Origin of the sequence: uncultured Lamprocystis sp., from assembly GCF_903933125.1 — a bacterium.
Lineage (GTDB): Bacteria > Pseudomonadota > Gammaproteobacteria > Chromatiales > Chromatiaceae > Thiodictyon.
On record NZ_CAIZIZ010000101.1, the window covers coordinates 1 to 5,152 of the forward strand.

Here is a 5,152-nt window from a genome sequence, read left to right on the forward strand (position 1 = left end):
ACCAGCCACTCATACTGCTCGGTATTCTCCGCCATGGGCTCGCCGTCGCTCTCCGGATAGGGGTCATCGGGGTCGAAATGCGCGAGGGGATTCATCGCCGCGGTCCTCCTCTGGGGGTTGGCGTCAGTCGGAAGTGTAACCTACGCGCTGGTGGTCGGACGCCGCTGTCGGCGCTATGGTGCGCGGATGGAATGCTTCAGTCCCGCCGCCCGTCTCTGGTTCGCGCAGAACTTCGCCGCACCGACCCAAGCGCAGGCGCGCGGCTGGCCGGTGATCGCGGCCGGGCATCATGTCCTGATCACGGCGCCGACCGGCAGCGGCAAGACTCTGGCCGCCTTTCTCTGGGCCATCGACCAGTTGATGTGTGCCGGGGCGGGCATCTCGGGGGATACTGAGCTTGCGTGCGGGCTGGAAGCCCGCGCCACGCGGGTGCTCTATCTCTCGCCCCTGAAGGCGCTGGTCTACGACATCGAACGGAATCTGCGTGCGCCGCTGGCTGGGGTCGCACGGGCGGCGGAGCGCCTGGGGCAGGCGGTCACGGTGCCGCGAGTGGCGATCCGCACCGGGGATACCCCGGCGCCGGAACGGCGGCGCCAATTGCTGGAGCCATCCGAGATTCTGGTCACGACGCCGGAGTCGCTGTATCTGCTGCTCGGCTCGGGGGCGGCGGTGCATCTGCGCTCGGTGCATACCGTGATCGTCGATGAGGTCCATGCGTTGGCGCCGACCAAGCGCGGGGCCCATCTGGCCTTGTCGCTGGAGCGCCTGGCCGCCGGCTGCGCGCGTGACCCGCAGCGCATCGGGCTTTCGGCCACGGTGCAGCCGTTGGCTGAAGCGGCGCGCTTCCTGGGCGGCGACCGGCCGGTCGAGATCGTGGACGCCGCTGCCCCGCCGCGTCTGGATTTGAAGGTCTGTGTTCCGGTGCCCGAGATGGAGCGTCCGCCGCCGCCGGCCCCGGCGGAACTGCCCAGCGGTTCGATCCGGGGAGCGCTCTATGCCCGTCAAACCGGCCGCCCGGCCGCGGAGACCGGCCTGTGGTCCGCGGTCTATCCGGCCTTGCTGGCGGCCATCCGTGCCCATCGCTCGACCCTGGTGTTCGTCAACAGCCGCGGTCTGTGCGAGCGTCTGTGTCAACGGCTGAACGAGCTGGCGGCACTGGACGCCGACCCGGATGCGGAACCGGTTCCGGAGCTGGTGCGGGCGCATCACGGCAGTGTCAGCCATGAACAGCGCGCGCAGATCGAGGAGTCGCTCAAGCGCGGCGATCTCAAGGCCATCGTCGCCACCAGTTCGCTGGAACTGGGCATCGACATGGGTGCGCTCGATCAGGTGCTGCTGGTGGAGTCGCCGGGTTCGGTCGCCCGGGGGCTGCAGCGGGTAGGGCGCGCCGGGCACGGCGTGGGCGAGGTGAGCATCGGGCGCCTGTACCCCAAGTTCCGCGGCGATCTGCTGGAGTGCGCGGTGATCGCCCAACGCATGCTCAAGGGCGAACTGGAGCCCTTCCGGATGCCGCGCAACGCGCTCGACGTGCTGGCCCAGCAACTGGCCGCCATGTGTTCGGCAACGCCCTGCACGGTGGCGCAACTGCATGCCCTGGTGACGCGCGCCGGTCCTTATCGGGAACTGTCGCGGGCGGCCCTGGAGGCGGTGCTCGACATGCTCTCCGGCCGCTATCCATCCAGCGATTTCGCCGAACTCAAGCCGCTGCTCGCCTGGGATCGGGCGACCGACACCCTGAGCGCCCGGCGCGGCACCGCACTCATCACCCGGCTCAACGCCGGCACCATCCCCGACCGGGGCCACTACGCCGTACACCTGGGCGCCGACGGCCCGCGCGTGGGCGAGCTGGACGAGGAAATGGTGTTCGAGATCAAGGCCGGCGACTGCATTCTGCTCGGCGCCTCCACCTGGCGGGTCGAGAGCATCACCCGCGATCGGGTGCAGGTCGCGCCGGCGCCGGGTGAGCCCGGCAAGCTGCCGTTTTGGCGCGGCGACGGCCCCGGCCGGCCGGTCGCCTTGGGGCGGGCGGTCGGCGCCTTCTGCCGCGAATTGGCCGGGCTCAAGGGCGAGCGTGCGCTTGAATGGCTGCGTGCCCACACCCCCTGGACGACCTGGCGGCGACCAATCTGGCGGCCTATCTGCGCGATCAGCGCGAGGCCACCGGCCAGGTCCCGAGCGACCGTATCATCGTCGTCGAGCGCTTCCGCGACGAGTTGGGCGACTGGCGGGTCTGTATTCTCAGCCCCTTCGGTGCGCCCATCAATGCCCCCTGGGCCATGGCCCTGCAATGGCGCCTGAGTCGGCGCGAGGGGTTCGAGGTGCAGGTGATGTCGACCGACGACGGGATCGTGCTGCGCCTGGCCGACGGCGAGGATCTGCCGTCACTCACCGACCTGCTGCCCGATCCGGCCGAGGTCGAGGATCAGGTCACCGAACAGCTTGCCGACACCGCGCTCTTCGCCAGCCTGTTCCGCGAGAACGCGAGCCGCGCGCTGCTGCTGCCGCGGCGTCGCGCCACGGGTCGCCAACCCCTATGGGCGCAGCGGCTGCGGGCCCAGAGCCTGCTGGCCGCGGTGCGCCGTTACCCGGCTTTCCCCATCGTGATCGAGACCTACCGGCAAGCGCTGGGCGATGTCTTCGACCTGCCCGGCTTGCAGGAGATTCTGACCGCGATCCGCAACCGGACCATCCGCGTCCATGAGGTCGAGACGGCGCAGGCCTCCCCCTTCGCACGGTCGCTGGTCTTCGCCTATGTCGCCGCCTATCTCTATGAACAGGATGCGCCGCTGGCGGAGCGCCGCGCTCAGGCGCTGACCCTGGATCGCGGACTGCTGGCCGAATTGCTGGGCCAGGCCGAGCTGCGCGAGCTGATCGACTCCGCCGTGCTCGCCGAGCTGGAAGCCGAGTTGCAGCATCGGTCCGCCGGCCGTCAGGCGCGCGACCCCGACGAACTGCACGACCTGCTGCGGCGGCTCGGCGACCTCACCGAGTCCGAAATCGCCCTTCGCTGCGAAGCCCCGGCCCCCGTGGGAGCGGCGTCCCGCCGCGATTCCCTCGCCGCGGCGGAACCAGTCGCGTGCGAAGCGCATCCGGCCCCGTCCGCCGCGACTGCCTGGCTCGCCGTTCTAACCCAGCAACGCCGCGCCGTCCAAATCCCCGTGGCCGGCGAGCGCCGCTGGATCGCCGTGGACGATGCCGGCTGCTACCGCGATGCCCTGGGCGCGGTGCCGCCCCCCGGCCTGCCTGAAGCCTGTCTCGTCGCCGCCGAGGCCCCGCTGGAGTCGCTGCTACGGCGCTATGCCGCCACCCACGGTCCCTTCCTCACCCGCGAACCGGCCGCCCGCCTGGGTCTGCAGCTGGCCCAGGTCGAGCCGGTGCTGCGACTCCTGGAATCGCAAGGCAGTCTGGTGCGCGGCGAGATCCGCCCCGGCGGTGCCGAGCCGGACTGGTGCGACTCGGAGGTGCTGCGCCGCCTGCGCCGCCGCACCCTGGCGCGGGCGCGCGACGCCGTGGCCCCGGTGGACGGCGCCGCACTGGGTCGCTTCCTGCCCGCCTGGCATGGCATCGGCGAGGACCTCCGGGGTCCGGACCGGCTGCTGGAGGCGGTTGCGCAGTTGACCGGATTGGTGCTGCCCTGGTCGCAACTCGACCGGGTGCTGCTGCCGGCACGGGTGCCGGGGTATCGCCCGGCTGACCTGGATCTGCTGGCCGCGACCGGTCAGGTGGTCTGGGTGGGGCAGGGCGCCCTGGGGCCGAAAGACGGCAAGGTGGCGCTCTATCCGCGGGCCGGCGGCGCCTGGCGGCCGGCGGCCGGCGAACCGCCGGTCGCGGCTGAGCAGACTCCGCTGCATCGCTGTTTACTCGATCATCTGCGCGAGCGCGGCGCCTGCTTCCTGATGGAACTCCAGGCGGCGGCCGAGCACGCGGGGCCGCGGCCGGACCGGGACACGTTCGAGTCCGCGCTCTGGGACCTGGTGTGGGCCGGGCTGATCACCAATGACACCTTCGCTCCACTGCGGCATCTCGGCGGCGGCGCCCGGACCCGGCGTCATGGGCGGGAAGCGGCTCTGGCCGGTGGACGCTGGTCACTGGTCGCCGATCTCGCCGGACGTGCGGCGGCGCCGACACCGACCGAGCGGCTGTTGGCACAGGCGCGGATGCTGCTCGATCGTTACGGCGTGGTGAGCCGGGAGGCGGTCCAGGCCGAGGGGCTGCCGGGCGGTTTCGGCCCACTGTACCGGGTGTTGAAACAAATGGAGGAGGGCGGTCAGGTGCGCCGGGGCTACTTCGTTGAGGGGCTCTCGGGTGCGCAGTTCGCGCTGGCCGGCGCGCTCGACCGGCTGCGTGCCGCCCGTCTGGAAGATCCGCCGATCGACGGCTTCACGGACGCGGATTGCCGGGTGCTGGCCGCGCTGGACCCGGCCAATCCCTACGGCGCCTTGCTGCCCTGGCCGTCGACCGGCGCCCTGGACACTGAGTCCACCGCGCCGGCACCGCGCCGGGTCAGCGGCGCCTGGGTGTATCTGGTGGCCGGCAAGCCGGTGCTGTATCTGGGGACCAGCGGGCGGACCCTGACGACTTTCCCCGCGTCGCTCACGTCCGAAGGCAATGAACTTGATCTGGCGCTGAGCGCCCTGTGCCGCTCGCCGGGCACTGGCCGGCGACGCTTGCTGATCCAGCGGATCGATGGCCGGCCGGCGCTCGAATCGCCCTTGCGTGAGCGGTTGCTGGCAGCCGGTTTCGTGTCTGATTATGATGCGCTGGTGCCCGGCAGGTCATAGGACGATGCCGGGCATCAATGGCAAGGCGGTCTTCTCGTCATCTCGTTCCGAGAACGAGAAAATGGTCATTGATTTATCACGGAGGCACAGAAGAGAAAGAAAATTCTCTCACAAAGGCACAAAGACACGAAGAAGAAAAGAAAAGAAGCCAGCAAGGTCTTCTTTTCTTTGTGCCTTTGTGTCTTTGTGAGAGGACTTCTTCTTTTCTTCTCGTTCCCACGCTCCGGCGTGGGAATGCCGTCCGGCCGCTCCAGCGGCGCGTCGTCCGACCTGACGCTGGAGCGTGGGAGCCGGGAGCGCGCCCTCTGTGGGAGCGGCCTCCGGCCGCGATGGGGCATCACGGGACCCGACTATCGGCGTATCACCGCGGC

2 pseudogenes are annotated in these 5,152 nt (G+C 70.2%); one reads left to right on the forward strand and one right to left on the reverse strand.

Annotated features, from left to right (window positions below):
* A pseudogene (locus tag QZY03_RS04635) lies at positions 1–95 on the reverse strand (Uma2 family endonuclease); the annotation flags it as partial.
* Positions 96–186: 91 nt separating this feature from the next.
* On the opposite strand from QZY03_RS04635, the pseudogene QZY03_RS04640 reads away from it, so the two are divergent.
* Positions 187–4,781, forward strand: a pseudogene (locus tag QZY03_RS04640) (DEAD/DEAH box helicase).
* The last annotated feature ends 371 nt before the right edge of the window (positions 4,782–5,152 follow it).